We start from the raw sequence: 26,118 nt of genomic DNA, 5'->3' as shown, positions 1-26,118 counted from the left end.
ATGAGAGTCGAACCTGAACGAGTTGCGATCGTAATCGGCCTGGTCATCTGCGGGCTCCTGATGGCAGGCGTCGGGAACTATATCATGGATTCCCACCAGCCTGTCAGGCAGGAGAGTCAGCTTCTGGAGAATTTTCTGATCATGCAGTCAATGGCAGGAAAGAACACGACCCCTTCCAACCTCACCTATGTGATGGGCAGTACCGGGCTTGTGGTCAGTTTCAACGATCTCCTGACCGACAACGGAGCCCGGGTTCACCGGACCCCAAAGGCAACAACAAAAGTCAACACCAGTTGATCAGATCTGGCAGTATTGATCCCGGAGTTGTCTGCGAAGCAGTTTCCATCCTCCAACCCGGGGAAGGTTCTCCACAATAATTGTTTTTCGTGGGATCTTGTATCCTGCAAGATGTTTTCTGGCAAAGGCCACAAGGCTCTCGTGGGTGACGGTGCACCCAGCCTTTGGTACTACGGCTGCTGCAGGAATCTCACCCTTCTCTTCATCAGGGCAGCCGAAGATTGCGATATCAGCGATGTCTGGATGGAGAATCAGGGAGTTTTCAACCTCGGTAGGGTAGATCTTCCAGCCAGACATGATGATCATATCCTTTTTACGGTCAGTGATGACCAGCATCCCGTTCTTATCGATGTACCCGACATCCCCGGTGAGGAACCAACCATCCGGGAGGAACACTGCCGCAGTCTCTTCAGGCTTCTGCCAGTACCCGAGTGCAACAGCCGGGCCACGGATTGCAATCTCACCTGCTTGTGTATCAGGAAGTGTTATTGACGGGTCGTCTTCATGTACTACCCGAATTTCGGTATATCCTACCGGGGTCCCCACACTGTTGTACTCATCTGCCTCGGGATAATGTTCTGGTCTGATAACCGTACCTGATCCGATAACAATGGTTTCAGACAGGCCGTAGGCATTGATGATAGGAATGCCAAAGCGTTGATGGAAAGCCCGCCAGGTGGGAGAATGCATCGGACCTCCCCCACTGATGATTCGCCTGACTGATGCAAGGTTTGTATCAGTCTCCGGAGATGTCTCCATGATGCTGTGTATTACCGGGGGCATGGATGAAAGGACCGTGACCTTGAATTCCTTAACCAGGTCCAGATATTTTTCAAGTTGGAAGCGTTCCAGAATGACCCAGGTTCCCCCTTGTTTCAGAACAGAGATACCCCAGCTGATACCCACATGTCCCATGGGGTAAATTCCCAGGTAAACATCGTCGCTTCTCAGTTCTAGTGCATCACGCTCTGCCTCCAATGCCGCCATCCAGCCCCCCTGGGTGAGCATGGCCCCTTTCGGTCTTCCGGTAGTTCCGGATGTGTACTGGATCTGTGAGAGGTCGTCCGGGTGGCAGGGGTGGGGATAGCGGAGCGGAGAAGACAGGCGAAGGTGATCCAGTGAGTTCTCACCAGACCCTCCAGATATCAGGACCAGCGAGATGCCAAGGCTTTTGGCAACCCGATCTGTGATCGCTTTCCCATTGGTATCAGTTATGATAGCACAGGCCCCGGAGTCTTCAGTGACATATCTGAGTTCATCCTCCTGGTATACGATATTTGCAGGAACAACCACCGCCCCGATTCTCCAGAGTGCAAAGTATGAGATCAGGTAATCTGCTGAACTGTCCAGAAAAAGGATAACACGATCACCGGTCCTGATACCGATCTCTTTGAATCCACCAGCAGTACACAGGATGGCATTGTGCAGTTCTCTCCAGGTGTATGAGATATTTCTGGACGGATGAACGAGTGCTATTTTATCAGGATGTTCACGGACATGGATATCGAGAAAAGAGGCGATATTGAACATATAAAACCATACATATTTGTGCTTTGATGGTTAAAGACGTCATTGCTTTTTGGAGTTCCTGATACAGCAATATATTGAGGATATATATTCTGGAAAATATCACTAATATTCTAAAATATTTCAGGATTGTATTATTATGGAGTCCGCGCTGACCTCTTTCATCTCTGGCAAAAATGAGATCAGAAGATCATTTTTGATCATGGGAATCCTCATCACATTATATTGTTTTGCGATGGGGGTACTGGCGACCCTCATACATTCATGTTATATTTCAACTCATGACCTGGCAATTTTTGATCAGTCATTCTGGATGACAGTACACCAGGGGGAGTTCTTTACCAATACGGTAGATACGATTTATCATTGCTCATTCGGGGCTCATAACTCACCAATTTTGATTATCCTGCTTCCATTTTTCCTCGTGTTCCAGCATCCATTATTTTTTACTTATGCAGGTATCATTCTGGTTGGAACTGCGGCGATTCCGTTGTTCTGTATATCCAGAACATTCTTTGATGAAAACAGATCCTATCTTATCGTTATCGTGTACCTTCTTTCTCCTGCAATACACGGGATAAATTTATACAACTTTTCTACGATCTGCTTTGTCCCTCTTCTTTTTTTTCTGTGCTGGCATGGACTTGTCAGCAACAGGTGGAAACTGTACCTTCTTGCAGGTCTTTTACTCGTACTTGTCAGAGAAGATGTGGCCCTTCTTGCCGGAATGACAGGAGTTTATGGCCTTTTCTTTTCAAAAAACAGAACCGGCAATTTAAAAATCTGTCATCTGATTCTGATCGTTTTTGCGTTACTATTTGCAGTATTCTCAATGCTGGTGGTCATCCCTCACTTCTCCCCTGCATCATCACTCTCCTCGCAGTATACAAACAATCTTGTTGAGAACTTTCCACTCTATGGAAAACAGCGAGCGATTTTGTTTACTGAAACATTTGTCCCGCTGCTTTTCATTCCATTTGCAGCACCAGAGATCCTGCTGGTAGGGGCATTCCAGTTTCTGGAAGTGTTCCTCTCTCCGACGTACTCTTTCCTTGATTTACAGTACCATTATCCGGGAATGTTCCAACCAGTAGTCATTCTGGCAACTCTGTATGGATTATATCATATCAATCAGAGAATCCAGATTGCAGGCAGGGAAGGTTGGTCACCGTATATTGAATATGCTCTGCTAGTGGGATCAATAATCGGTTTTGTGGTTGTCAGCCCGTTTATTGCATACGCAACAGTCATTCCGGATTATCTTGATCAGAAACATTCAGAAAAATTTAATCTGCTTGACTCAATTATCGCCCATATTCCCGACGATGCCGCCATAATCACACAGGATAATGTGATACCCCATCTGGCACAGAGGAAGGAGGCATACCAGTATGGGTATCATCCTGATGCCGATTTTGTTATTATTGAGACCAGTACCGGATATGCAAACTATTTCGCTTCTGATATTCATAAATATCAGAACTGGACCCGTCTAATAAAGAAAAATGATATTATTGTTCTTTCCAATCCGGCTAAACCAGTTCTCCAGACCTATCTCCAGGGATTATAATGGATTACATATGTCAAGCGATTTTGTAGATATATACAGTGAGGAGTCATACTTATTATGAACCTAACATTGTCAGTTCAACTGTTTATGCTTGTGAAATGGCTCATCCTGATTCTGCTGCTGCAGATTTCAGTCTGGCCAGCCATCAGAAAAATATTTCATAAATATGCCATTCCTCTTTCCTTTCCGGTATCCCTGCTTCTTGCTACACTGATATCATGGTACCTTGCACTAATTCATCTCCCTGTCTCTCTTATGCTGGTCCCATTCATTCTGTTAATCGGGTACTCAGTCTGGAAAAACTTCGTGAGCCTGCAGGAGATCAGGGAAGGATGGATATGGTATGCCATATTTTTTGGAACGTTCATCCTTACACTTCTCGCAAAACTCTGGTACGATCCCTCGATTGACATTTCATATGAGAAGTTCATGGACTCGATGATCCTCTCATCGATGATGAATACCCCACAGATTCCTCCGGCAGATGGATGGTACGCAGGCGGGACACTTTCTTGGTATTATTACCTGGGTGCATGGATGTTCGCAATACCAGGGGTTATACTAGGAATTCCTGCATCGGTTGTGTATAATCTGGTAATACCAACAATATTTGCAATATCAGCAGTCATGATCTACTCCTGCTCAACTCTGCTGTTGAACCGGTACCGGTTTCTTCCCCTCTCCCTTCTCGTCATCTCATATCCTGCATTCCTGGTACTCATACCACTGGCTTTGATGGACAAGGCACCACTACGCCTTGTTCTGGATGGAACTGTCAGAATTCTGCCTGGAGCAATAACGGAAAATCCCCTTGCAGCTCTGTTCATCGGAAGCCCACGCCCCTATGCAATTGCCATGATGATCCAGTGTATGATCATCTTCCTGCTGATCTATGGTTACCAGAAATGGAAGACAATGGAAACAATGTCAAGGGCTGGTACCGGCCTGCTTCTTTCACTCTGTATTGGAACCCTTATTCCACTGCATAGTTGGGATGTTCTTATTTACCTCCCTCTTACAGTCCTCACTGGCATTTTTATCTCATACCGGGAATTACCACAAAAATCAGATTCCATCAGAACACGGTTAGGTTCATGGATTACACATCTTCGTTCCACATTAAGAGCCGCTTCACCCTGCTCTGATAACTCCCTCTCTCCAATTGTCTTCGTCAGCCTGCTAACGCCTCTCATCTCATTGTTAGTATATCTGCCATTCCTGTTCGAACTAAACAACCAACGAATGCAAGGGGTTTCCTTTCTCCCAATCCCGTCTGAACCTCTTGCATTCCTTCTGACTCATGGATGGTTCCTCCTTCTGCTGGTTATATATCTCAGGCATGATATTGTCAGACAACCAGTTCTCCTCGCAGTGCCCCTCCTCTTTGCAATAACCGGATTTATCGCAGCAGCATTGGTACTGATTCCGATGATTTACCTGACAAACAGGAGGTTTGGAAAAGTTGAAGAGATACTGGCATTTGCAGGTCTTTCTTGTATTATCGTCTGTGAATTTTTTGCAATTGTGCAGAACGGGTCACCGGATAGGGCAAATACAACATACAAATTTTACTTCGCCGCATGGATTCTGCTTGGAATATCCGTCTTCTCCATGTTTGGAAAGATGCTCGAATCTGTTCCTACCTTGATGGGTGAAAAAGGGTATAAAACAACTTCTGTATTTCTTATTGCAGGAATGCTCCTGTTTCCGGTAGTTCTTCTATCCAGTGGAACGATATGGCCTCCAACACTAGATGGGACAGCATTTGTAAGTAAATATATAGGACAGGAAGAAACGGACGCTCTTGACTATCTCATAGCACTTCCTTCAGGGGAAGTTCTGGTAGAAGGAGTTGTACCGATGGACCTTGATCAGGATGACTCGATAAAGTACTTCTCCCGGGTGTCAGCATATACAGGAATTCCAGCCGTAATGGGGAGTTATTTCAGGGAAAGAACATACCGGGGGACTGAGGTCACTCATGAACGGGGTGAAGATTCGGTTCTCATGTATATTCAACCTGAAAAAGCAGCAGAACTCATGGCAAAACACAATGCCACACTCCTCTATGTGGGCATTCCGGAGATCATAGTATACAAAATTCAGAATCCAGGAGTCTATGCTCAGTACGGGTTCGTTCCTGTATTCCATGAGAACTCAACTGTAATATGGCGTCCGCCATATTATTCAGGATAAAAAAAGGCTGGTAGAACTATTACTGGTATTCAGGGGGCTGAACCTCTTTGGGGAGGCCTCCCTTGAAGTGTTTCTCAATCTTCATGTACGCCTCCCGCAGATTATCATTCATCGTCGGGTGCAATTTTGCCAGAGCTTTTTCAAAGTGCTCTTTCCTGACCTGTCCTGACTGATCCCTCATCGCAAAGATGCCTGCCTCCCGGCAGAGCCCTTCGATGTCTGCACCGACAAACCCGGCAGTTCGCGCAGCCATATCCCTGAACAGTTCATTCGCAGGCTCATCAGTCACACGGATCCCGAGTTTAACCCAGAGTTCCTGGAGCAGCCTCCTGCGGACTGTTCTACTCAGGGTTCCCTCACCTGACCCATGCTGCTTGAGGAACTCTGCCATTTCCATTGATGAGTAGGTCGTATCCCTCTTGAGATCAGATGCAAGTTGCTCGATATCCTCTTCACTATATGTTCCGATCAGGTTGACCAGATCCTCTATTGCAGCCCCTTCAATAGGCATCATCCGGGTATGAATCTGCATCACCTCCAGCCGATCGTTGAGATCGGGCTCTCCAATATAGATCAACCGGTCAAACCTGCCGGTCCTGAGCAGGGCAGGATCAATAATGTCAGGTCTGTTTGTTGCTCCCATCACCACGACATCGCGGAGATCCACAAGGCCATCCATCTCGGTGAGGAACTGGTTGAGAACACTCTCCATGGTGTGACTGTCACCTGCCGTTCCCCTTGCGGGGGTTAAGGCATCAAGTTCATCAAAGAAGATGATAGAAGGAGCAACCTGGCGTGCTTTCTTGAATATCTCCCTCACTGCACGCTCTGATTCACCAACCCATTTTGAAAGGAGCTGGGGTCCGCGTACAGCGATAAAGTTTGCACCAGACTCATTTGCAACAGCCTTGGCCAGAAGGGTCTTACCAGTTCCAGGAGGTCCGTACAGAAGTACACCCCGTGGAGCATGGATTCCAAGATCCTCAAACTGTTCCCTCCGGGTGAGGGGATACTCAACCGCCTCCCTGATCTCCTCGATGGCCCCTGAAAGACCTCCGACATCCCTCCACCGAAGATGGGAGACCTCAAGCATGACCTCACGCATACCTGACGGGGTGATCTCACGAAGGGCCTGCTTGAAGTCCTTACCGTTGACCTCCATCTTCTCAAGGATCTCCTGGGGAATCTCCTCTTCATCGAGATCAATGTCAGGCAGATACCGTCTGAGGGCACGGATTGCTGCCTCACGTGCAAGAGCTGCAAGGTCAGCTCCGGTGTACCCATGTGTCCGTGCTGATAGTTCTGAAAGATTCACATCACCAGCCAGGGGCATACCCCTCGTGTGGATCATGAGGATATCATTACGGTCAATCTCAGTCGGAACGCCGATCTCTATCTCCCTGTCAAAACGGCCCGGTCGCCTCAGAGCAGGATCGATCGCATCAAGCCGGTTCGTAGCTCCGATCACGATCACCTCACCCCGCTCCTCAAGCCCGTCCATCATGGTCAGGAGCTGGGCAACGACCCGACGCTCAACCTCTCCGGTAACCTCCTCACGTTTCGGTGTGATGGAGTCTAGTTCATCGATAAAGATGATAGCAGGTGCATTCTCTTCTGCCTCATCAAAGACTTCCCTGAGTCGCTGTTCGCTCTCCCCGTAATATTTGGAGATCACTTCAGGACCTGCAATCGGGATGAAGTGTGCACCAGACTCGTTCGCAACAGCCTTTGCGATCAGAGTCTTGCCGGTACCTGGTGGGCCGAAGAGCAGGACACCCTTCGGAGGCTCGATTCCAAGTCTGCGGAAGAGTTCAGGATGCCGCATCGGGAGTTCTATCGTCTCCCTGAGCCGCTGAAGTTCCTCCCGAAGTCCCCCGATATCCTCGTACGTGACCTGACTTATCCCTTCAAACCCGCTTACCGGTTTGTCAGAGAGGATCACCTCTGTCTTCTGCGAGATGATGACCGCCTCTTTCGGCTCGATCTCGATGACCTTGTATGAGACCATCTGCGGCTGGATGAATGGCAGGCCGATTGGGACAGGGATCGAGTCACCAAGTGCAATCGGGAAGTCGATCAGGTTGTGATGGATCGTGATAGGGTCAGCAGGTGGAATATTTCTCGGAAGATCTTCGGGAGGGGCCAGGACCACGACTGTTGCAGGGATCACCTCTTCCACTTTGGAGACTTTCACCGTGTCGCCGATGGAGACGTTTGCATTGGTCCGGGTAAAATTATCGATTCGTATTTTATTCTGGTTCCAGTCGTTGAGCTGGGCCCTCCAGACCTTGGCAACGGTGGGGGACTTCCCGAAGATCTGGATGATATCACCGGGAGAGAGTCTGAGCTGGAGCATCGTCTCAGGATCCAGGCGGGCTTTCCCTCCACCCTGATCACCGGGATATGCACTGTCAACTTTAAGGTATGATTCCACCATTATTACCTAACAATCATATATCCGGGGATTTATAAGTATAGCAATTCATGAGAATTCTCGCGATCGACCCGTTTCACGGGGCTGCAGGTGATATGTTCCTCGGCGCTCTTCTGGACCTTGGAACTGACCGTGACGCGGTGATCCGGGTAATGGCTTCAGTGGTTGCTAGTCCCACTATTGAGATAGTTACACGGGCAGGCATCCAGGCTGTAAAAATACATACTCATGCAGGTCCTGCATCACGAACTCTGGAAGAGGTCATAGAAAGGGTCAGAACATCATCTGCTCCTGCGGTTGTTATTGCCAGGGCTGAAGCAGTGTTTCAGCGGATCGCTACTGCAGAACGATCAATACACGGAAAGATGGAGCACTTTCATGAGGTCGGGGCTGATGATGCGATCGCAGATGTTCTTGGATCATGCATGGCGATGCATGCGATATCACCTGAGGCTGTGACCGTGCTTCCGGTAGCAACGGGTTCAGGGACCGTGAAGATGGCACATGGCATATACCCGGTTCCTGCCCCGGCGACTGCTGCCATACTTTCTGCAGGAGGGTTGCAGGTTATCCTCGGTGGGGGTACCGGTGAACTCTGTACCCCGACTGGTGCTGCCCTTCTTGCCGAATTTTGTACCGGACAGGCAGATTCTCTCCCAGCAGGACGGCTGGATGCAACCGGATATGGTGCCGGTGATCGGGACGATCCACATACCCCAAATGTTCTGAGGATGCTGCTCCTCACCACATCTGAAACTGTTGCAGAGGATGAGGTTGACATTCTTGAGACCAATGTCGATGACGTCCCAGGTGAGGTGATCGGGTATCTCCTTGAGAGACTCATGGAAGAGGGAGCCAGGGATGCAAGCGCCACACCTCTGACGATGAAGAAAGGAAGGCCAGGTCACCTTATCAGGGTGATCTGCAGACCCGATGATGCAAAAAGGCTCTCAATTTTCATGGCACGTGAGACCGGTACGTTGGGAGTCAGGTGTATCCCTGCAGTCCACCGGTTCATCGCTGATCGGAGGATTGAAGATATTGACTGCACGATAAACGGAAATACTGGAAGATTTCCGGTAAAGTTTGGTACAATGGAGGGATCATGTTACACCCTGAAGGCAGAGTATGAGTATGTATGCAGATTTGCCAGGGAACACAACCTTCCGGTTGTACAGGTGAGACGCGAGGTTGAGGAGGCTGCATGGGAGAAGGAGTGCAAAAGGCAGGGCTTCCGGCAGTAAGCCGGTACTATGAATCAAGCGGGTGCATCCCGCTTGATGAACTGATCGGGGGTGGGTACCCGAAGAAGATGATCACCCAGATCTACGGAGAGCCTGGTGGAGGGAAGTCAACATTCTGCCTTATCGCAGCGGTTTCAGTCCTAAAGGCAGGCAAGTGCGTGGTTTACGTCGACACCGAGAGCTTTTCTGTCGACCGGTTCACCCAGATCGCAGGCAGCCAGGCTGAAGAACTCTCAGAACGGTTTTACCTGTACGAGGCAGCAGATTTCGATCAACAGGCCTCAATGATCCAGGATGCAGGACATATCCTCTCAACCCGTGACACGGGACTTATCGTCATCGACTCTGCAACCGGCCTGTACCGGACTGAACTCGAACACGGGCAGGACTCACTACAGCGCCTCTCTAGACAAATTGTAGTCCTCCTTGGGTACGCCAAACGGTATGACATTCCAATCCTGCTTACCAACCAGGTATACATGGATCCGGCCAGGAACGATTTCGCCCCACTTGGGGGAACCAGTCTCTTTCACCTCTCAAAAGTGATCCTTCGAATTGATCGCATGGAGGGGATTCGAAGGGTTAAGATAGTCAAACACCACGCCCTGCCTGAGGGGAGCAGTCTCAACTTCTCCATGGTCCATGAGGGGATTCAGGTTTCAGGGATTCCTGATCAGACAGATCCAACCCAGGATCCATAACTCATAAATGATCCGGAACCTACCTGATCAGCTGAACACATATCTGCAGGATCAGGAGGAGTTTTTTCACGAATTATATCCGTTTTTTGTTGATTGCATGGGTGGCCACTTTTACAGTGCTGGCGGTGGTATGCACGCCCCTCACAGGTGCGGACTCTCCGGTGGAGTTCCCCCCCGCTGTCGGGCCGTACTCTGGAGACTATGTATACATCACCGAACCTGGACGATACACCCTTGAGCAGAACGTTTCACACCAGTATCCGGTCGGGGTTATCATCGCTGCCCCGTCTGTTGTCCTTGATGGGCAGGGGTATTCTATACAACCCGCAGCAGCAGATCCTGCATCTGTAGGTATCTGGATTCGCCTGACCGATCTATCAGGAAACCCGGTGACGGGAGTCACCATCAAAAATGTGAGCATTGAGGATGAGGGATTCGGTATCTACTCCGAAGGGATTGATTCATCGATCTTTCCATGGGGGCAGGATCGCACAGCCGATCCAGATGGGATAAAAGCAGCGGAGACAACCCGAAACCTGATCCTCTCCGGGGTCTCGGTAAACTCCTGCCACGAGGGGGTAACCCTCTCAAACCAGTCAGATACCAGAATAACAACCACTACGATATCAGACTGCACGGGTTCAGGGGTTACCGTTACTGGCGGCAGGGTTGATATTCAAGATTCACGCCTCATGAACAATGTCGAATCAGGCATCGTACTCAGCAAGAGTTCAGGTTCTGATATTTCCTCATCGGTGATCGAAGGGAACGGACGAGCAGGAATCTCCCTGGATGAAGTGAATGGCATCCGGATTCTAAACAACCGGTTCCATAACACACAGAACATAGACCAGGATAATCAGAGTACAGATGTTGTCATCTCCCCACCCCTGGAAACAGGAGAGCAGCATACCGCCATACAGACCCAGGAACCGGATGGTTGGAACAGAAGTGATATTCTATCTCCTGTTCAGGAGAGCGGAACAAGCACAGGAAAGAACCAGGCCAACCCGATAACCGGAGTTCTTGATCTCACCCCGACATCTTCACCAACACCAGTACTGACTGCAACCCCTGTAGTAACCGTTTCTCCTGATAACACACCAACGCAGGATACAACTCCAAAGACCATCATGACCGGCATTCATGCGGTTGTCTCAGGAGATTCCATCCCGAAAGAGATGAAGGGAGGCAGTACATATCCTGTTGGACTTATCCTGTTCAATGATGGATCAGATGACTGGATCTCACAGTATCAGGTCGGAGTCATGGCGCTGGATGATACAGCAGGATACGGACCAGCATGGATCGGTGTTCCGGAAGGAGTTATGGTGAAATCAGGCCAGTCCCAGACCCTCTCCTTTGATCTCAGGGCTCCTTCAAAGCCAGGGACCTACACCCTCAAATACCAGGCAGCACGTCAGGGCACCGGGGTCCAGGTCCTCTTCGGACGGGCATATACTAAAACAGTAACTGTGACCTGAACCCATCTAGGTTCAGGATCTCTTTTACTTCTAAAACAGGTACTTGGCTGATTTACCAGCCGTCATCCATCTCACGGGTTGCAATCAGTTTGTCTGCCTCTTCGTCAAGTCCAAGCTTACGCAGGCATTCTACCTTTGCATCATACACTTCAGCATGATTGGGCTCGATCCTGATGACCCGGTCATAACACTTGATCGCTTCCTTACAGGTATCGACCTTTGCCAGAGAGTTCCCAAGTTCAAACCAGCTGTCAGCATCCTCGGAGTCCTGTTTGAGGATCTGCTTGAAACAGGATATTGCCTCTTTATGCTCACCCATCTTCTGGAGACTGATCCCTTTGTTGTAGAGGGCATTGATATCACCAGGGGCCAGTTCGATTATTTTGTTAAAACACTCGACTGCATCAGCATGCTTATCGAGTTCTGCAAGTGCTGAACCTTTGTTGCTTAACGCATGAACATTGAAGGGATCAAGCTCGATAACCATGTTGAAACAGGGAATTGCCTTGCTGTATCTCCCCATGAAGAAGTAGTTGACACCCATATAGAGCCAGTACCTGGGATCCTTGTCATTGATCCGGAGGGACTGTTCAAAGGAGTCGATCGCCTCCTGGTACCGGATCAGATTCATCATAGCAAGGCCCTTCTGGAAGTATGTATCCTCATCAACCGGATCAAGCGATATCGCCTTTTCATAACACCGGATGGCATCGTCAAACTTCTGCATGGCACCTAATTTGTTGCCTTCTTCCTTCCAGCGTCTTGCTTCCTTTGTGCTGATATCATCACCCATAGGCGGCCCCCGATTCCCTGAACCAGATACTGAGGATTATGTGCATTCTGCATTAAAGATATCTATCTGTTTTCTAAATATGAAACACTCAATACTAGTCCGGAGAAATAATCCGTATGTACGGGTTAGCGGGGAACCTACCTGATGTGTCAGGAGTTGATCAGAATGAGCGTGATCGCCAGAATTTTCTGCTGCTTCTGCTGATGATGCTGCCCCTTCAGGTCATCTACCCGGTTCTTGCAGGAGGTCAGGCAGGGCAGATCTCACTAACCTTCTTCTTCTCATTCATTCTTGTTGCCGGACTCTGGCTTATGAGGGGGTCCCGCAGGAGATTTCTGATGGCAGCGATCCTTGTACTGGTCTCCCTTGAACTTATCTGGGTCTCCCTCTGGCAGGCAGCAGCATCCCTTCTCCCACTTGGCGAGTTCTGCCTTCTGCTCTTTCTTATTATCCTCAGTGGTCAGTATCTGATCATCTTTATCAGAACTAGACTACCGGTACTTGATCTGCTGCTTGCTGGGGCTGCTCTCTTCCTGCTGATTGGGACGCTGCTGGGTATGGGCCTCTACCTGCTTGCAGGACTGTATCATGGATCAGTCACGGGGGCACAGGCTGATTCTGATCTCCCTGGAGCTCTTTCAGACGGTATTGCCATTCTGACGACCAATGGTTCAGGAAATATTACAGGAGGGTCCATGCCTCTTCTGAGGATCGTTTCATCCCTTGGGATGATAGGAGGGATACTGTTGATTGCGCTCCTGATCGCCAAGACGGGCATCAGTCTCAACAAAAAAGAAAGTGATACCTGATCAGAGGATGAGCATACCGGTGAAGATTACATCTGCCGGACCTTTCATGGTGGCCCCATCTGCCAGGGTGATCGTGAGCGGACCTCCCTGGGTCTCGACCTCCACTATAGCCCCGGTCTTTCCCAGCCGGTGAGCAATGGCAGCAGATGCTGTTGCTCCGGTTCCACAGGAGAGGGTTTCCCATTCCACACCCCGCTCAAAGGTGCGGATCCGGATAGAATTCTGATCTGTTACCTCAACAAAATTCACATTTGCCCCTTTCGGGAAGAACTGGCTGTTTCTGATCGCAGGAGCATGCCCGCATACATCAAGTGAATCAAGATCCTTTACAAAGACCACCGCATGCGGAACACCAGTGTTTACCGCATAGACCTCATATCCGTTGATGATCTCATGGAACTCCCCACTTCCTTTTGCCGGGATGGACTGGGCGTCATACTGTGGCTTTGTCATGGTGACTTCAGCAAGAAAATCCCCGTCCCCGTCATACCCACAGGTAACATCAATCAGCCCGGCAAGTGTCTGGACAGTGGCCTTTTCTTTTATATAACCCATATCAAAGGCATACCGTGCCAGGCACCGGATACCGTTTCCGCACATCTCGGCCTCGCTCTCATCAGGCTGGAAGAGCCGCATTGCTGCCTTTCCTTCCGGTGTCTTTCCGAGGAAGAGGACACCGTCACCGCCAATCCCCATCCTGCGATCACAATAGACCGCTGCAAACTCACCTTTCATCTCGTCGGGAACCTTGATACCGTCCCACTCGTCGATCAGAACAAAGTCATTGCCGTTCCCATGTAGTTTGACAAAAGGCAGATCCATATTCAGAGCTCCATATCTCCTATGTTCTCTCTCATTATTCAGATTCCGGTAGAGTCAGTTATCCAGTCAAAAATTGAAGAGTAAATATGAATGACGGGGTTTGAAGATTTACGATGGATTAATAGACTTTTGAAGTAATTTTTCTTCACGGACATGAGTAGCATAACCTGGATCTAGTAAACCAGGGGTCTGAACTAATGTATTGAGATACTGCTCTCTACTTATTTCAATTTGATTTGCACTAATATCTGCACTTTTTTCCATCATATATCCCCTCAAATCAAAAAATGAATATCTTCCATCATTACTCATCAATGGCTTAACGCGAGTTACCGTCTCGAATGCATTAACAGTTTTTAGCCCGCCATCTGCATATCCATACCCATCTATCAACAGTCCAGTAAAGTTCGTTAGATATAAAGCATTTAACATTTCACTTGCGGGAGAACTTGCGACCATGGCCTGCCAATTATCCCAAAACCTGCCTTTCATTGTTGGATAACTCCATTTGAGCGTTGTTGTGTGTAGGTACGGTTTGACACTTTCAAGATGAGAGATTGTACCGGGAGGATTTGATTCAGGAAAACCTCCAATATCAGGGAGAATGAATACCTGTGAGCTTTGAGGCATTGTAGATTCAATACTTTTAAAATAAAGGTCATCAGTTAAGAACTGATATTCTCTCTCTGAATCTGATGCCAAGGTGTACGAAGCTGGAACCTGATCTAATATTCCCAGAATAAGAATAACAACAAGGATGATTGGAAAAATTTTCTTAAAATACGTATTATTCATGCGAGAATGGGATATTTGCTGTAAAATGAGCAATACAGCAAGTATCGAGAAAAAAGCGATATAAATGCTAATTCGATTATATGAGCGGATATCTGGGAATATCTGTGCAATTATTGCTGAAAACCCCCCGATCATTCCAATCATTACTGCGGAATAAGTAAGGACCGAGAGAGAATCCATGAGATTTTTCTTTTCTTCTGTTTGTCTCCCAAAGAGCGGAAGCCCACGCAGAAATATCCAACCTAATAAAATAATAAGTCCTATACTCCCTATTATCCCTAAACTTGCCCCTATATTCTCGTTAACCAACGGGCGATATTGAAGATATTTTGACGATATATCAGCAAATAATTGCAACCTATGATCCGGAGCAGGAAGGAACATCTGAATTAACTTCAAACCCCAGATCTCTGAATCCTGCGGGAATCGGTGACTTAAGGGGAGAGATGGGCCATTTATTAAACCATATAGTATTGTAGGCAATTTATTGATCAGAATAAAACATAACAGAAGGAGGAATGAACAAATACCATTTAGAAAACGAGCCACTTTTTCAGGACCTGTGAATGCCCACACTGATGCCACGGCAAGAAACAACATGCCAAAAAAACCATAATACGAGTTCGTTGCAGTAAGAAAGAGGAAGAATATTGACAATACACCACTTTTAGTTATAACAAGAGTGATTTTATTATTCACGTCTTTTGTAACAAAAAGTGAGTCCCCTTTACAGATCCACAAAACCACAAGGACCATAAGGGGAACCATGTAATAGGAGGTCATATTATAATGACCCAGAAACAGCCTATCAAAATGGAAGAAAAGAAATGTGAATATCAGACTTCCGAAAACAGCAATTAAATAATCGATCCCAAGTTTACGGAAAACATACAGGCAGGCAAGAGCTGTCAGATAAAACCCTAATATGTAGTAAAGATTCATCACGGTTACATAATTTCCAAAAACCAGACTGATGATCTTCATCAGAAAAAAGTCGAGGTTACTTCCTATTGGATAGTCATATAATTCCAGAATTCCAGGGGTACCAACCATCGGGTTTTCAAACCACCACCCCGTCTCCATCATTGTTTTTGTTAGCAGATTATACTCTAGCCCATCCTCCTCATAGGTAAACGGTATGTCTAATCTCACACCATCATCAATTCCAAAAGTTAAAACCAGAAAGGCAGAACATAAAATGCATAATATAAGAGGCCAGCAGAATGCCGTTTTATTGAATATGGATATGAGTTTTTTAAACATGATGAAATACCAGTTACAAGGATTTACTTAATAATCGTATTTAATGAATCTAACTTTGAAGATACCATAACCACTAATAATGAATAGTCACATTCACCAATAGAATCCTTTATGATCTTTTACTGATGACGATTCTTAAACAGGTGGACTTTAATCATTATATGAATATGAAGATACTTACAAGACAGTTTGACAAGTACGATCTCTTCATCACAATCGGCGTTGCAATTTATATTATATTTTTTTCATACCTCTCTCTTTTTAATTTATCAATCCTTCAGATGGGTCAGGACCTAGCTATATTTAACCAGTCATTCTGGACGACTCTTCACGGGGGAGGTTTTTTGGAAAATACTTTTGAAGGAGTTTCACATTTTGGTTATCATTTCTCACCGATTCTATTCTTCTTATTCCCGTTTTACATGCTTATACCAGGTCCAGAAATTCTCCTGATCTTTCAAAGTATCTTTCTTGGGCTTGGGGCAATACCATTCTACTTATGTGGAAGAGAATTGCTGAATAAGAAAGCAGGATTCGTTGTGGGAATTATTTATCTTCTTTACCCCGCAGTTCATGGAATAAATCTCTTTGCATTTCATGAACTGGCATTTCTCCCATTTTTCCTGGGCATTGCTTTGTGGGGATTTATAACTGGAAGAAAAAATCTTTGTTTTATATTCTGTATTTTAAGTCTCCTGATAAAAGAAGATGTAACGCTGATAATTGGGATGATAGGAGTAATAGGAGTCTGGAAAGGACGAACACTTCGAATGCGAGAAAACTGGCAGCATATAATTCTTCTAATCCTTTCGATTGTGATATTCGTGGTATACCTGTTTATTATAAAACCCTCATTCGGACTTGCAGATTCCTCGGATAGTTCTCTGGAAATAATTCAATATACAAATCCATTAGAGAACTTAGCTTCAAACAACGATTTGCGATTCTCATTTCTGATTCAGTTATTTACACCGCTTCTCCTGACACCACTTGCCTCACCTGAAATCCTTCTCATCTGCATACCATCATTTATCGAGATATTCTTCGCAACACCAGGAAAGTTTATTTATTACAATATTTTCAGTCATTACCCTGCTCTTGTTATTCCTATCGTTTTTGTGAGTATGATTGTAACACTCAGAAAGATTAAGGAAAACTCCAGAGAAAAAATAAGAAAGGCTTTTTTTCCCTTTCTTATCCTGATTCTGCTATCATCAGTGATTACAACTGCGCTCTGGTCCCCTGTTATCAGTCAGATCATTGTATTAAATTATAACTATTCACCTCAATTTTGCGATGATGTAGATAAACTGGAGGTTATTGCAGATTGTATTCCTCCATCGGCGTCTGTATCAACCCAGTGGCAGCTTCTGACCCTGATGTCACAAAGGTATTCTATCTGGGAGGGTTACCATCCTAATGCAGATGTTATTCTCCTATATCCATATTATAACGGGGCAAATATCTTTTCAAATTATAAAAAAGAGATCGTAAGTAACTATGATCAAGTCGATATTGGAAAGAGTTTTTATTTATTTATCAGAAAGGGCCACTACGAGTTAAAGGATGATATTAAAGATAAACTGAATAATGCAGGAATTGCCATTAATTCATCATAATGGAAACATCAAGGAAATTTTTTTGATCTGACATAAACCATGAATAGTCTTTCGATAATTATCCCAACATATAATGAAGAAGAGAATATCGGAAGGATAATTCTTACATTACAAAAAATCCTTCAAAATAACTCAATACCTTATGAAATCCTGGTAATGGATGATAACTCAACAGATAACACTCAAATTATTGTTAAAGATATATCAAGTAGTTCTCCTAATATTCGTTTAATAGTCAGGTTTAAGGATCATGGACTGTCTCAGTCAGTTGTTGACGGATTTTCACGTGCTCAATATGATCTTCTCATTGTAATGGATGCAGATTTTTCACATCCACCACCTGCAGTTATTGAATTGTATAATGCTCTTGATGGAAATGACCTGGCGATTGGGAGTAGGTATATTAAGGGGGGTGCAATTGAAAACTGGCCGGTTGAGAGAAAAATCCTCTCCTTTGGAGCAACATTCCTCGCAAGACTTTTATTCCCAGATATTTGCGATCCAGTTAGTGGTTTTTTCGGATTTCATAGAAGAATATTAAACGTGGCCAGGCTGAAACCCAGGGGATATAAGATATTATTAGAGATACTTGGCAAAAACAACTGGAATAGTATAATTGAGTTACCAATAAAATTCATTGAGCGTGAAGGTGGTTCAAGCAAATTGAATTTCAAAGTAATATTTCAGTATATCATCCAGTTTACAGATATTGTAGTATTCAGGGCTTGCCATCGCATCCATGAGTAACTTGGTTAGTCCCTTTTCATGGGAAAAGGTCAAAGAACACCTGAATCACTTCTGGCAGTATTATCTGGGAATATTTCTTTTTATCTCTATTCTCCGTCTTGTAATGAGTGACCAGACCCGGGTGATGCCGGATTCAATAAATTTCTGGTTCATTATTCTTGCCGGGTTCAGTTATCTTCTTAATAATTTCCTTATGAGTTTCCGATTGCGGCGGATATTATTACATCTTGATGTTAAAACTTCTTTTACTCAGGTATTCTCTTCCCACATGGGCGGTATGCTCCTGTCAGATTTTACACCCGGAAGAAGCGGCTATCTGTCAGTTGCTGTATTTTTTAATAGGAGAGGTATCAGTTATGAAAAAGGACTGGCATCAATTACCGGGACATTTATCTATGAATTTCTTTTTAAATTAGGTCTGGCTCTTCTATCAGTTCTTTTCATGTATACGACTATCTTTGGGAATTCGATGCTTGTATGTTGTAGCGCAACTGCCGGGATTATTCTCTCACTTGTTGTCCTGTACCTTCTTGTTGTATATCCCCCTGGCTTTGTATCAGATCTTGGATCTAGATTCTCCATCATTAATCGTCTACTTGAGACAGGCAGAGAATGCCAGAACCTTCATGTAAAAGTGCCATTTGTAATTTTCATATCTGGTATCTGCTGGATTCTTCGGGGATTTGAGTGGTACTGTCTTGCCATGGCTATTGGAATCAGTTCTATCCAGTTTTCAGACGCCTTGTTCCTAAATCCGTTATTAACTCTCCTCTCTTTTGTCCCAATAAGCCCGTCAGGAATAGGGTTTCAAGAGAGCGGTATTGTTGGTGTTTTCTCAATTCTCGGGATAGGATTATCATTATCCCTCTGGTTTGCATTATTGGTCAGGTTTATTGAGACCGGAATTGATCTCATCGGATTATTTGAGGTCTTTCCGCAGATACCTAAAGTGATAAAAAAGAGTATCTCCTGCCATAAGGGAAAGGGAAGAGTGTAATTAAGGTATTAATTCTTAACTTTTCCCCACTTTTCCAGGGCACGTTTCAACTCATAGTGATCTTCAGCATATGTTGCAAGCGGAATTTCTTCCATCGCTGCATCTACTGCCTGTCGCATGGCAGTTGCTCCGGCACGGGTCCCGTCAGGGTGTCCGTGTATGCCCCCACCAGCCTGAAGAATAAGGTCGCTACCGAGAACCCTTATCTCGTCAACCACCCCGCCAGGATGAAGCCCACCACTGGCAACTGGAAAGACACTCTTGATACCATGCCAGGGATGGGTAAGGGTCCGGTTATCGCCGATGAGCTCCTGCATGTCATGCTCCATCTTTCCTGACACAGTTCCGGTGTGAAGTTGATCTCCGCCAAGCATCCGCACCAGCCTGCAGAACGGACGCATTGCAATCCCATGCTCCCGGTTCCTCGTTATTGCGGCATGCATGGTCCGGTGGATATGAAGTGGCAGATTAATAGATGGCTCCTCAGCGACCACCCTGATGGCATCAAACCCGCAGACGATCACATCGATCATCAGCATGTTTGCCCCCATCTCCTTTGCCTGCCTTGCTCGCTCAAGGATCTTATCCCCGGCAGTTGAGATATTCACAGCGTACAGTACATTCCTGCCGGTCTCTGATTTTACCTGATCAAGTTTCTCCATCACCCTCTGAAGGCGCTCTGCGATCGGGCAGAACTTCTGATCGGTAAGGGTCTCATCATCCTTGATGAGATCTACCCCGCCGATTGCTGCTTCATACGCAACATCAGCAGTGTCCTTCGGGTTCAGGCCAACCTTCGGTTTGATGATGGTCCCGACATGGGGACGATCTGTTGTCCCGACCAGTTTCCTGACACCCTCAATCCCGAATTTTGGTCCGTTGAACGGGATGATCTCCCTCGGAAACTCCACATCGAGCAGCCTGACAGCGGCGATCCGGGATAGTCCGAAGAGGTTTCCTGCAAAGACAGAGAGATACTGGGGAATATTCCCGATCTCGAATATTTCGTTAGGATACGTAATCGAGACCTGGTACCCGTCACCCGACGGCGTGATCTTTCCGACCTGCCCATCCAGGTAATGTACGTACTCTTCCCTGGTTGAGATATCGGTCCAGGTTCCGGTGGTCTGCTCCTCAGCAATAGCCCGGGCCGCCCACTCGGGGGTGATGCCCTCTTTCGGACGGAAATAATAGGTCGCAACTGCATCTGCCATAGTTATTCCTCCTCGCAATACGGGTAATCAGTACAGAGATTGTCCATATCCCATTGAAGATGTTCTTTTATGATTGTGTATGCCATACCCGGGGGAATTGCTCCCTGCTCGGTGATGATCAGGTCAACATACTCTGACGGGGTTACATCAAAGGTAGGGTTACGAACGGTCACCTGAGGGAGGGTCTTTCGAACTGCGTCAGGAAGAACCTCGTCAGCAGGCCGCTCCTCGATAAGTATCCGCTCACCAAGGATTGTCCGGGGGGCAAACTTGTAGGTCTCTGCAGCAACCAGGAAGTTCACCCGTGCTTCCTTGGCTGCCAGGGCGATCTGGGAGGTGCCAATCTTGTTGATGACTGCTCCATTCACCGTGATGGCATCAGCACCGGTGATACAGAGATCGACCTCCTTCATAAAGTAGCGGGCTGCTGAATCGACGATGAAGTTTGTTTTCACCCCGGCATCAGAGAGGGTCTTGATCGTGATATGCCCCTGGTTTCGCGGTCTCACTTCGGTTGCATACACCTCAATATCCATCCCCTGCTGATGAGCGGTGAGGATACACTGAAGTGCAGCTTCAGAGTTGCAGTGGGTCATAACCACATCCCCGTCCCTGATGTGCCGGGCACCGATCTCACCGATCTTTGCGACAGCCTGTTCTGAATGGATGATGAACGCCCTGGCACGTTCTTCAATCCCTGACTTTGCCTCATCAAGGGTCTCTGCCCGGGAAAGGGGCTTTGAGATCAGGTTGACCGCGTTGGGCAGAGAGACCGCGGTAGGCCGGACACCTGCCAGCATCTCTGATGCCGCCATCATACGCTCCCGGTATGATTTCAGATCCTGGTATGTGCCTGACTGGGAATAGTCAAGCAGTGCTTTGGCAGCGGCACGTGCTATCCTCCCGGCACCCCGGATCTCCATGCTCTTGATCCGGGCAGCAGTCTCCTCAAGGGTCATACTAGGATCTTATGTCCTATACCATAGAATCCCTGTGCTCGCTCATGCCAGAATATCAATGAATGAGTATGATCAGGATCGGTATTATTCTTCCAGACGGTGATCTCTCTACCACGTATGTCAATCGCGGTCGTCTTTGACAGTGCAGGGACGCTCCTTCATACCTATCGGATGGCCAAGGATGTGGATTCCGGAGAACTGTATCCGGATATCGAGACGACCATGCTCACCTTTGCTGATCCGAGCAGGGTTCTCTGTGTCATTCACGCCCACTCCCACGGGATCATGGCAGCACCAGCAGATCAACTCTTCTCCTTGTTTATGAAAGAACATAACCTGGGATTTGGGATCTCCTGTACCCGTCGGGTGGTTGAGGCTGAAGAGATCGGCAAAATCCTGATGAGTGATACTACTGCCAGAGTCGGGGATATGCAGGAATGCATGCGGATCATCTGGTCAAAGATCAGGGAAGAGGCCATTGTTGCCCTGAACAGCGGAGTGATCGTTCACACAGGAAAAGGCCGGATAGAGTTCACTGTTACGGCCGGGGGAACCCCGTTCCCGGGGGCAAAAGAGACGATCCGTGAACTTCACAGGCTCGGGGTGGCCACCTATATCGCTTCAGGAGACAGGGAGGCGAAGCTTGAGAGGATGGCAGATTACCTGGGAATACCACGCGACCAGGTCTTCGGAGTGGCAACACCGACAGTAAAAGAGCGGATTGTCAGGGACCTGAAAGAGGATTATGAGACGGTAATCATGGTTGGGGATTCGATAAACGATCTGTTGGCGATGCGGGCTGCAGATATCGCGGTTCTCACCGAGCAGCAGTGTTCGCAAAAACCTGATGAACTGATAGCGGCTGTCAACCACCGGATTCATGATGTCAGGGAAGTAATCGGGATCATCAATCCCCTGATCTGATCTTCTCTTCTATGTGTTGATGAGAAATATTCACGCACGTGAAGGGAAACCGCAGGAAATAAACGTATTACCCACCAGAACACACCAGTACACCAAATAGTGAGTGCACCATGAGACCCCTGATCACAGTTGAGAACCTCTCGATGGCATTTGACGGAAAGACGGTTATCGAGGATTTGTCGTTCACCCTTGCAGAAGGAGAGATTCTCGGGATCATCGGCCGGAGCGGGGCAGGGAAGACTGTCCTGATGCATCTGCTCCGTGGGGTGGATCAGCCGCCCACCAGCGGAAGGGTCCTGTACCATATTGCAGCCTGCAGCGGATGCGATTATGTAACCGAGGGAAGCCACACCGAAACAGCCTGCCCCAAGTGTGGTGCCAGTCTCAAAGCCCTCGATGTGGACTTCTGGAACCCGGAGAATGAAGCGATGAAACGGCGCATCATGCGCCGGAATGCTATCATGTTCCAGCGGACTTTTGCTCTGTACGGTAATGACCGGGTTATAGACAATGTCCTGAAGGCCCTCGATGATGTGAACTACCCGTCCAACAAGGCAGTCTCACGGGCAGCAGACCTGGTGGATCAGGTGAGGCTTTCCCACCGGATGATGCACATCGCCCGTGATCTCTCCGGAGGAGAAAAGCAGAGGGTTGTGCTTGCCAGACAACTGGCAAAAGAGCCGTTCTGTCTCTTTGCAGATGAGCCGACCGGGACGCTTGATCCAAAGACTGCATCAATTGTGCATCAGGTACTCAAGGAATCCGCAGAAGAGACCGGAATGGCAATGGTGGTCACCTCCCACTTCTCCCAGATCCTCGAGGACATCGTTCATCGTGCCATCCTCCTGGAAGACGGGGCCATCAAGGCAATAGGGACACCCGCTGAGGTCACCGAGGTATTCATGCAGGGATACCACGACGATGAGAAGTTCAGCGAGATCGAAGTGGGAGAAGAGATCATGCGGGCAAGGGATCTGACCAAGCGGTACGTCTCCCTCGACCGCGGGCTCATCAAGGCAGTGGATCTCGTGGACCTTTCGATTAACAGGAAAGAGATCTTTGGGATTATCGGTACGTCAGGCGCAGGAAAGACCACGTTGTCAAAGATGATCGCGGGGATCCTTGAGCCTACCAGCGGTGATCTACTTGCCAAGGTCGGCGATGAATGGGTCGACATGACAAAACCCGGTTTCGAGTTCAGAGGGCGGGCTAAGCAGTATATTGGCCTTCTCCATCAGGAGTACGACCTCTTCCCTCACCGGACTGTTCTTGATAACCTTACTGACGCAATCGGGCTCGAATTTCCCAAAGAACTCGCAATGCGCAAGGCCATCATCACCCTGAAGATGGCCGGGTTTACTACAGAGAAGAGCAGGGAGATCCTTGAGCGGCTTCCGGGAACCCTGTCTGAGGGTGAGCGACACAGGGTTGCCCTGGCACAGGTCCTGATCAGGGAACCACACGTTGTGGTTCTTGATGAACCGACCGGAACGATGGATCCGATCACCAAGGTTGATGTGAAGCACTCTATCATGCATTCGCGTGAGGAGAGTGAGGAAACCTTCATCATCGTCTCCCATGATATGGAGTTTATACGGGATACCTGCGACCGGTGTGCCCTGATGCGGTTCGGGAAGATTGTGACAGTCGGTCCGACCGAGAAGGTCCTTGCAGAAGTGACCGAGCAGGAACGGCAGACCATGGCAGCGGAGTAACTCAGGAGAATTCATGGCAACAGTCATGCTTGATGGAAACCGGACGGAGATCTCACCCGGCACAACTCTCGGCGACCTGTTGCCAGGGCATGATACCTCCCTGAGCGTGGCGATCATCAAACCAGGCATCTCCAGCCATTCCGAGACGAGACAATACCTGCTAAAGACGACAGCAGGGGAGATCGTGGTTGAGATAGCGGGAGAAGAGACATTATCCCTGCCATCTCTCCCTTCAGGTCTTGAAGTCAGGTGGCAGGATCGTCAGACAGTCAGTTTCGGTCCGTTCTCTGCCGGGTTCTCTCCGGCACGCAGACCGGCACGGTATGAGAGGGGAGATCTCATCCTCGGATGCGGAGGGTTTGATCCTTCCCGCTCGGTACTGGTCTTCTCACGCAAGACTCATTCGGCAGATCACGGTGCCGCAGCGGACGGCGGTCGGCTCGGCCAGGTAGTATCAGGTCGCGGTGTTGTGGACCGGCTTGGCCAGGGTGATAAGATCCTCTCCATCGAGCCGGTGATCTCCTTCTCTGAGTCGGTGAATGCCCTCTCGACGACTGATCTGGGCCTTGAGGTTACAGACGGGATGCAGATTATCACCCATATCAGAGTCGAGGCTCAGGGGTATGACAGCACAACCGGCAAGTACTCAAACCAGGCAGCCGGTAGTGTGGAACTTCTGCTCCTGGCACTCAGGAGCGGAAGGTTCACCAGCAGTCAGCGGATGAGCACTCACATCAGGTGCGACACCCTAGCGGGGACAACTGTCCCCTATGAAGCAGGGTCATCACGTCGTGAGGGAGCGGTGATGCTCAGAACTTCTGGAAAGAAACAGGGCTCGGTGTATATTTACACAGAAGACCTGCCCCGGAGCCTTGCCCATACCCGGACCGGCCAGGTGGTTCACGGCATTGAGATCGCCAAAATAGCAAAGGAAGGAGAATCATTCGAGATTCGGGTTACTCCTGATAAGTTTGATCTGGTTGGCATCAGGCTTGATCAGGCGATCTCGTTTGCAGCCGGAAGGGGAGTTACACTCACACCAGACCGGGAAGGCCCGGACAGGATCATCATCACCCAGGAGCCTGCAACAACCCTTGATGTCCTTGCAGGAGGAAAGGTCGCGGTGAAGACTGTTCCGGGCTCCCAGGTGATAGATATCGTTCTCGATGACCTCCATGCACCCGAGACCTGCCGGATATTCAGGGAGATCACCGGCCTGAAATTCCACGATGTCGGGAGATTACCTCTCTTCTTTGCGTTTGATGACGTCTATCTCTTTGAGACCAAGATTCCGAAGACCATCAACATCAAACCTGAAAACACCCCTGAAGATGAGGTGACTGCCGGAGCGTTTGCAATGACCAACGAGTCAAGAAAAGGAGCAGGGATGGTCGGTGTCAGAACGAGTGAGAACAGCGAGTTCGGCCCCACTTCTGAACCGTTTTCAGGGACAAACGTGATGGGAAGAGTCGTGGATCTTCAGAAACTTGGCAGCCTCAAGGAGGGTGACATGGTCTACTTCAGGGAGGTACACGAGTGAAACAGAAGATTCCCCCGCTCTACCAGGGTACGGTCACCAAGTATGTCTTTGTCGAGTCGTACAAGACCACACCTGACGACCTGGCATCACGTGCATATGAAGTCAGTGAGAAGGTGATGATCAAGGAGACCTGTTTCGGGCTTCAGATCACAGGGGAAGAGTCTGAAGTGGAGCGGGCAATCGCTCATATCCGGGAGGTTGACCCATCCCATATTTTTGTGAAAGACCGCGGTTTCCCTCCCGGGGACCCACGGAGATGCCGTGCAAATCTTGGCGGTGCCAGACCCGGTTACTTCGGGCATGAGTTCGAGATGGGGGTTGTAAAGTGGATCTCCAAAGGGATCGAAGTAGTCAGTTCAGCAAAACCTGATTCATCAATTCCAGCCCCATCACCATCAATTCCTGAAGAGACACCGTTTTTGGATCTGCAAAAACTCAAGCAAATTATCGATGCCGAGGTGCCATAAC

General features: G+C 48.0%; 21 protein-coding genes. 14 read left to right on the top strand and 7 right to left on the bottom strand.

From position 1 onward, the window contains the following. The gene (locus ACHZA2_RS08755) at window positions 1-297 is read left to right on the top strand and encodes a hypothetical protein (protein ID WP_319539170.1); all 297 of its coding nucleotides are present in this window, start codon (window positions 1-3) and stop codon (window positions 295-297) included. Here ACHZA2_RS08755 and ACHZA2_RS08750 read toward each other — a convergent pair whose 3' ends face one another. Beyond that, on the bottom strand, window positions 298-1,827 hold the full coding sequence (locus ACHZA2_RS08750; RefSeq protein WP_319579388.1) for a class I adenylate-forming enzyme family protein: 1,530 nt from the start codon (window positions 1,825-1,827) through the stop codon (window positions 298-300). Between the two features lie 136 nt (window positions 1,828-1,963). On the opposite strand from ACHZA2_RS08750, the gene ACHZA2_RS08745 reads away from it, so the two are divergent. Next, window positions 1,964-3,394: a DUF2079 domain-containing protein gene (locus ACHZA2_RS08745; RefSeq protein ID WP_319579387.1), complete on the top strand. Its 1,431-nt coding sequence runs from the start codon at window positions 1,964-1,966 to the stop codon at window positions 3,392-3,394. A gap of 57 nt (window positions 3,395-3,451) precedes the next feature. Then, window positions 3,452-5,590, top strand: a complete 2,139-nt coding sequence (locus ACHZA2_RS08740; protein ID WP_319579386.1) for a DUF2298 domain-containing protein — start codon at window positions 3,452-3,454, stop codon at window positions 5,588-5,590. 19 nt (window positions 5,591-5,609) lie between these two features. On the opposite strand, the gene ACHZA2_RS08735 is transcribed toward ACHZA2_RS08740, so the two are convergent. Next, window positions 5,610-8,027 (bottom strand): CDC48 family AAA ATPase, encoded by a 2,418-nt coding sequence (locus ACHZA2_RS08735; protein WP_319579385.1) that lies wholly within the window; start codon window positions 8,025-8,027, stop codon window positions 5,610-5,612. A gap of 47 nt (window positions 8,028-8,074) precedes the next feature. Between ACHZA2_RS08735 and larC the strand changes: the two genes are divergently transcribed. From larC to ACHZA2_RS08720, 3 genes are all read left to right on the top strand, one after another. Next, the gene (larC, locus tag ACHZA2_RS08730; RefSeq protein WP_319579384.1) at window positions 8,075-9,268 is read left to right on the top strand and encodes a nickel pincer cofactor biosynthesis protein LarC; all 1,194 of its coding nucleotides are present in this window, start codon (window positions 8,075-8,077) and stop codon (window positions 9,266-9,268) included. Further along, window positions 9,229-9,969: a DNA repair and recombination protein RadB gene (gene radB / locus ACHZA2_RS08725; protein WP_319539176.1), complete on the top strand. Its 741-nt coding sequence runs from the start codon at window positions 9,229-9,231 to the stop codon at window positions 9,967-9,969. The genes larC and radB overlap by 40 nt, the downstream gene beginning before the upstream one ends. A gap of 161 nt (window positions 9,970-10,130) precedes the next feature. Then, on the top strand, window positions 10,131-11,453 hold the full coding sequence (locus ACHZA2_RS08720) for a right-handed parallel beta-helix repeat-containing protein (RefSeq protein WP_319579383.1): 1,323 nt from the start codon (window positions 10,131-10,133) through the stop codon (window positions 11,451-11,453). 52 nt (window positions 11,454-11,505) lie between these two features. Here the strand turns inward: ACHZA2_RS08720 and ACHZA2_RS08715 are convergent, their stop codons facing one another. Beyond that, window positions 11,506-12,246 (bottom strand): tetratricopeptide repeat protein, encoded by a 741-nt coding sequence (locus tag ACHZA2_RS08715; RefSeq protein WP_319539178.1) that lies wholly within the window; start codon window positions 12,244-12,246, stop codon window positions 11,506-11,508. 116 nt (window positions 12,247-12,362) lie between these two features. On the opposite strand from ACHZA2_RS08715, the gene ACHZA2_RS08710 reads away from it, so the two are divergent. After that, entirely contained in the window at window positions 12,363-13,055 is a 693-nt protein-coding gene (locus ACHZA2_RS08710) for a hypothetical protein (RefSeq protein ID WP_319579382.1), read from the top strand. Here ACHZA2_RS08710 and dapF read toward each other — a convergent pair whose 3' ends face one another. Both dapF and ACHZA2_RS08700 read right to left on the bottom strand, forming a co-directional pair. Continuing rightward, entirely contained in the window at window positions 13,056-13,877 is an 822-nt protein-coding gene (gene dapF, locus ACHZA2_RS08705) for a diaminopimelate epimerase (protein WP_319579381.1), read from the bottom strand. 108 nt (window positions 13,878-13,985) lie between these two features. Beyond that, on the bottom strand, window positions 13,986-15,935 hold the full coding sequence (locus tag ACHZA2_RS08700) for a hypothetical protein (protein ID WP_319579380.1): 1,950 nt from the start codon (window positions 15,933-15,935) through the stop codon (window positions 13,986-13,988). A 167-nt stretch (window positions 15,936-16,102) separates the two neighbouring features. Here ACHZA2_RS08700 and ACHZA2_RS08695 point away from each other — a divergent pair, with 167 nt between their 5' ends. Genes ACHZA2_RS08695 through ACHZA2_RS08685 form a run of 3 tightly spaced genes read left to right on the top strand, consistent with a single transcriptional unit; the run spans window position 16,103 to window position 19,298 of the window. After that, complete coding sequence (locus tag ACHZA2_RS08695; RefSeq protein ID WP_319579379.1) at window positions 16,103-17,554, top strand: DUF2079 domain-containing protein; 1,452 nt, start codon at window positions 16,103-16,105, stop codon at window positions 17,552-17,554. 39 nt (window positions 17,555-17,593) lie between these two features. Beyond that, a complete protein-coding gene (locus tag ACHZA2_RS08690; RefSeq protein WP_319579378.1) occupies window positions 17,594-18,301 on the top strand; it encodes a polyprenol monophosphomannose synthase in 708 nt (235 codons plus the stop codon). Next, a complete protein-coding gene (locus ACHZA2_RS08685) occupies window positions 18,294-19,298 on the top strand; it encodes a lysylphosphatidylglycerol synthase transmembrane domain-containing protein (RefSeq protein ID WP_319579377.1) in 1,005 nt (334 codons plus the stop codon). Before ACHZA2_RS08690 ends, ACHZA2_RS08685 begins: the two co-directional genes overlap by 8 nt. Window positions 19,299-19,306: 8 nt before the next feature. Here ACHZA2_RS08685 and ACHZA2_RS08680 read toward each other — a convergent pair whose 3' ends face one another. Beyond that, window positions 19,307-20,512 carry a RuBisCO large subunit C-terminal-like domain-containing protein gene (locus ACHZA2_RS08680; protein WP_319579376.1) on the bottom strand — a complete coding sequence of 402 codons (1,206 nt, stop codon included), beginning with the start codon at window positions 20,510-20,512 and terminating at the stop codon, window positions 19,307-19,309. Between the two features lie 2 nt (window positions 20,513-20,514). Then, a complete protein-coding gene (locus tag ACHZA2_RS08675) occupies window positions 20,515-21,471 on the bottom strand; it encodes a ribose 1,5-bisphosphate isomerase (protein ID WP_319579375.1) in 957 nt (318 codons plus the stop codon). Between the two features lie 117 nt (window positions 21,472-21,588). On the opposite strand from ACHZA2_RS08675, the gene ACHZA2_RS08670 reads away from it, so the two are divergent. The 4 genes from ACHZA2_RS08670 to ACHZA2_RS08655 all read left to right on the top strand — a co-directional run bounded on the left by ACHZA2_RS08670 (window position 21,589) and on the right by ACHZA2_RS08655 (window position 26,117). Next, window positions 21,589-22,395 (top strand): HAD family hydrolase, encoded by an 807-nt coding sequence (locus tag ACHZA2_RS08670; RefSeq protein ID WP_319579374.1) that lies wholly within the window; start codon window positions 21,589-21,591, stop codon window positions 22,393-22,395. A 110-nt stretch (window positions 22,396-22,505) separates the two neighbouring features. Continuing rightward, complete coding sequence (gene atwA, locus ACHZA2_RS08665) at window positions 22,506-24,110, top strand: methyl coenzyme M reductase system, component A2 (RefSeq protein WP_319579373.1); 1,605 nt, start codon at window positions 22,506-22,508, stop codon at window positions 24,108-24,110. Window positions 24,111-24,123: 13 nt separating this feature from the next. Beyond that, entirely contained in the window at window positions 24,124-25,650 is a 1,527-nt protein-coding gene (locus tag ACHZA2_RS08660) for a methanogenesis marker 3 protein (RefSeq protein ID WP_319579372.1), read from the top strand. Beyond that, entirely contained in the window at window positions 25,647-26,117 is a 471-nt protein-coding gene (locus tag ACHZA2_RS08655) for a methanogenesis marker 6 protein (RefSeq protein WP_319579371.1), read from the top strand. Before ACHZA2_RS08660 ends, ACHZA2_RS08655 begins: the two co-directional genes overlap by 4 nt. Window position 26,118: the final 1 nt, after the last annotated feature.

Source organism: uncultured Methanospirillum sp., assembly GCF_963668415.2.
Lineage (GTDB): Archaea > Halobacteriota > Methanomicrobia > Methanomicrobiales > Methanospirillaceae > Methanospirillum.
This window is presented reverse-complemented; position numbering and strand designations above follow the sequence as displayed.

Bases quoted from the DNA above. Each gene is read 5' to 3' on its own strand.
- ACHZA2_RS08755 (WP_319539170.1), top strand. From the start codon at position 1: ATGAGAGTCGAACCTGAACGAGTTGCGATCGTAATCGGCCTGGTCATC.
- ACHZA2_RS08750 (WP_319579388.1), bottom strand. From the start codon at position 1,827: ATGTTCAATATCGCCTCTTTTCTCGATATCCATGTCCGTGAACATCCT.
- ACHZA2_RS08745 (WP_319579387.1), top strand. From the start codon at position 1,964: ATGGAGTCCGCGCTGACCTCTTTCATCTCTGGCAAAAATGAGATCAGA.
- ACHZA2_RS08740 (WP_319579386.1), top strand. From the start codon at position 3,452: ATGAACCTAACATTGTCAGTTCAACTGTTTATGCTTGTGAAATGGCTC.
- ACHZA2_RS08735 (WP_319579385.1), bottom strand. From the start codon at position 8,027: ATGGTGGAATCATACCTTAAAGTTGACAGTGCATATCCCGGTGATCAG.
- larC (WP_319579384.1), top strand. From the start codon at position 8,075: ATGAGAATTCTCGCGATCGACCCGTTTCACGGGGCTGCAGGTGATATG.
- radB (WP_319539176.1), top strand. From the start codon at position 9,229: ATGGGAGAAGGAGTGCAAAAGGCAGGGCTTCCGGCAGTAAGCCGGTAC.
- ACHZA2_RS08715 (WP_319539178.1), bottom strand. From the start codon at position 12,246: ATGGGTGATGATATCAGCACAAAGGAAGCAAGACGCTGGAAGGAAGAA.
- ACHZA2_RS08710 (WP_319579382.1), top strand. From the start codon at position 12,363: ATGTACGGGTTAGCGGGGAACCTACCTGATGTGTCAGGAGTTGATCAG.
- dapF (WP_319579381.1), bottom strand. From the start codon at position 13,877: ATGGATCTGCCTTTTGTCAAACTACATGGGAACGGCAATGACTTTGTT.
- ACHZA2_RS08700 (WP_319579380.1), bottom strand. From the start codon at position 15,935: ATGTTTAAAAAACTCATATCCATATTCAATAAAACGGCATTCTGCTGG.
- ACHZA2_RS08695 (WP_319579379.1), top strand. From the start codon at position 16,103: ATGAAGATACTTACAAGACAGTTTGACAAGTACGATCTCTTCATCACA.
- ACHZA2_RS08690 (WP_319579378.1), top strand. From the start codon at position 17,594: ATGAATAGTCTTTCGATAATTATCCCAACATATAATGAAGAAGAGAAT.
- ACHZA2_RS08685 (WP_319579377.1), top strand. From the start codon at position 18,294: ATGAGTAACTTGGTTAGTCCCTTTTCATGGGAAAAGGTCAAAGAACAC.
- ACHZA2_RS08680 (WP_319579376.1), bottom strand. From the start codon at position 20,512: ATGGCAGATGCAGTTGCGACCTATTATTTCCGTCCGAAAGAGGGCATC.
- ACHZA2_RS08675 (WP_319579375.1), bottom strand. From the start codon at position 21,471: ATGACCCTTGAGGAGACTGCTGCCCGGATCAAGAGCATGGAGATCCGG.
- ACHZA2_RS08670 (WP_319579374.1), top strand. From the start codon at position 21,589: ATGTCAATCGCGGTCGTCTTTGACAGTGCAGGGACGCTCCTTCATACC.
- atwA (WP_319579373.1), top strand. From the start codon at position 22,506: ATGAGACCCCTGATCACAGTTGAGAACCTCTCGATGGCATTTGACGGA.
- ACHZA2_RS08660 (WP_319579372.1), top strand. From the start codon at position 24,124: ATGGCAACAGTCATGCTTGATGGAAACCGGACGGAGATCTCACCCGGC.